General features: G+C 62.2%; 4 protein-coding genes and 1 pseudogene. 1 reads left to right on the top strand and 4 read right to left on the bottom strand.

The genetic code is table 11. From position 1 onward, the window contains the following. The 3 genes from O3669_RS10805 to O3669_RS10795 all read right to left on the bottom strand — a co-directional run. Positions 1-230: DDE-type integrase/transposase/recombinase (locus O3669_RS10805; protein WP_371524849.1), on the bottom strand; the 230-nt coding region annotated here is incomplete at its 3' end. A 318-nt stretch (positions 231-548) separates the two neighbouring features. Continuing rightward, a complete protein-coding gene (locus O3669_RS10800; RefSeq protein ID WP_371524847.1) occupies positions 549-860 on the bottom strand; it encodes a transposase in 312 nt (103 codons plus the stop codon). Positions 861-908: 48 nt separating this feature from the next. Continuing rightward, positions 909-1,067, bottom strand: coding sequence for a hypothetical protein (locus O3669_RS10795; protein WP_371524845.1), 159 nt, complete (start codon positions 1,065-1,067; stop codon positions 909-911). Between the two features lie 52 nt (positions 1,068-1,119). On the opposite strand from O3669_RS10795, the pseudogene O3669_RS10790 reads away from it, so the two are divergent. Next, positions 1,120-1,291 (top strand): annotated as a pseudogene (locus O3669_RS10790) (transposase); the annotation flags it as partial. 43 nt (positions 1,292-1,334) lie between these two features. Here O3669_RS10790 and O3669_RS10785 read toward each other — a convergent pair. After that, on the bottom strand, positions 1,335-1,970 hold the full coding sequence (locus O3669_RS10785) for a transposase (RefSeq protein WP_371524843.1): 636 nt from the start codon (positions 1,968-1,970) through the stop codon (positions 1,335-1,337). Positions 1,971-2,204: the final 234 nt, after the last annotated feature.

Genomic DNA, 2,204 nt, shown 5'->3' with positions numbered 1-2,204 from the left:
GCGGGGAAGGCACCACGGGTGGTGGCGGCCATGTCGAGCGCGGTGATGACCAGGTCGGTGCTTTGCTGCTCACCCATGGCGTATCCCAGGACTCTACGCGAGTGCGCATCGCGCACGGCGCACAGGTAGACCCAGCCTTGGGCGCAGCGCAGGTAGGTAAAGTCCGTGATCCACACCCGGTCCAGGGCACCTTGATCCCACTGGCGGGCGCAGTGGTCCTCATGGGCCACAGGGCCCCGCCCGCCGCGCCTGGACGGGCGTGGGTGCGTGTTCAGGCCTGTCAGGCCTTGGCGGCGCATCGACGCGGCGACCGCACGCACACCCACATCCACACCCGCGCGCGCCAGAGCATGGCGGACACATGGAGGCCCATAGGTGCCGCCCGAGACCTCGTGTTCCCAGGCCACCGCCTCATCCAAACGCCGACGCGCCGATGCGCGCTTGCCCCGCTGGGGTGCACGGTTTTTCCACGCGTAATAGCCCGCGCGCGTGACCCCTAGAACGTTGGCCATCAAGGTAATCGAGTAGGAAGCCCTTGTGCGCATCCATCAGCTCACAGCGCTGGTGTTTTGGTGCACGGAGGCGAAGAAGGCGCTGGCTTTTCCCAAGAACTCGTTCTCCTTCTCCAGCTGGCGCACCCTCCGGCGCAATGCCGTGATCTCAGCTTCCATCTCGCGTGGATCAGGGCGCCCTTGTTCGGCGGCCTGGCGCCGCTCGCGCTCGAGTTTGACCCACCGGCCCACCACCGATTCACCCAGCCCTAAATCCCGGGCCACAGACGCGATCGAAGACCCTGTATCCAACACCAGGCACGCAACATCACGACGATACTCCGGTGTAAAACGACGACGAGTTCCCATAACAGGCACCTCACTCTCCGCAGGCACACACACCCGCTTAACGAAGTGTCAACAACACAAGCCTAACCCCACCTGGCTGCCCGTCATCTCGATCTCGCCAGCATCAAGACGCTCAAACAACGCATCCAACGCACCAGAGCTGCGAAGCTCCTCCACGGCCTCACGCCCACTAGCGCGAGCCACAACAACATCATCATCATTCATCATGCATCAATCCTTTCAAACAAAAGACGGATACACAGACAATTAAACACGCCCCCGATCCAGGGACATCCTGGCCTACTTCGACCACCCCCACACCAGTAATGGCCCTACCGAAGTCATCAACTGACGCCTCGAACACCTACGCGGCTCCGCCCCAGGGCTTGCGAAACCTCACCAACTACATCACCCAAGCACTCCTCGAAACCGCTGGATTGGAACCTCAATAAGACCCCCAATTATGAAGAGCTAGGAAACCTCCAAACTGGCTCTTCATAGTTGAGTGTGGGTGGAAGCGTCTAGGCCTCCTGCGATGAGGAGCATTCGGAGTCTGTAGTTGGTGGGGTTGCGGTAGCCTCTGGCGGTGCGTCTGCCCAGTTCGATGATTCCGTTGATGGCTTCTGTTGGCCCGTTGCTGGCTCCGTCGGTGTCGAAGTAGGCCAAGAATGCGTCCTTCCACTTGCGTAGGGTCCGGCCCAGGCGTGCGATTTCGGGGATGGGACAGGCTGGTAGGCTCTCGATGAGATGGGCGGCCAGGCGTCGGCCTTGGGCGGGTGTGTCTTGATGGAAGACGTCTCGGACTTGCTGGGCGCAGCGGTAGGCGACTTCGACACTGATATGCGCCTCATCTGCCACGAAGGCCTCACGGAGGCGTTCTTGTTGGCGTGGGGTGAGCCTGTGGCGCGAGGCGCGCAAAAGATTGCGGATTTGATAGAGGGGATCCCCCTTGCGTCCACGGTGACCGGTCGTGTCTTGCTGGACGCGGCGACGCACCTCATCGAGAGCGTCGCCAGCGAGCTTGACGATGTGGAAGGCGTCCAGGACGCTGGTGGCGTCTTGGAGTTGATCGTCGATGGCGTTCTTGCTGTCCCTGGAAGGGGTCCAGCGTCGCGATTCGCACCCCCGCACGGAAGTCTTCTCCGCGCTCTTCTAGCCAGTTCTTGTACACGGTGCCAGACCTGCCTGGGACCAGGTCCAACAACCTTGCCGTGGGATGTTCCTTCCCTCGTGTCAGGTCCACGATGCCGGTGAGCTCACGGGGCCCTCGTCGGCGTCGGTCCTGGTGATGCCACATGGCTCTCGTCAACCCCCAGCACCTGCACGCCTGCGAAGCGGGCGGGGTCATCAGATGCGGCTTGCAGG

It is taken from the genome of Pauljensenia sp. 20925_1_34, assembly GCF_041432775.1.
Classification (GTDB): Bacteria; Actinomycetota; Actinomycetes; order Actinomycetales; family Actinomycetaceae; genus Pauljensenia.
This window is presented reverse-complemented; position numbering and strand designations above follow the sequence as displayed.

What these genes read in the sequence shown, in the direction of transcription:
- O3669_RS10795 (WP_371524845.1), bottom strand. Translation starts at nt 1,067, where the DNA reads ATGATGAATGATGATGATGTTGTTGTGGCTCGCGCTAGTGGGCGTGAG.
- O3669_RS10800 (WP_371524847.1), bottom strand. Translation starts at nt 860, where the DNA reads ATGGGAACTCGTCGTCGTTTTACACCGGAGTATCGTCGTGATGTTGCG.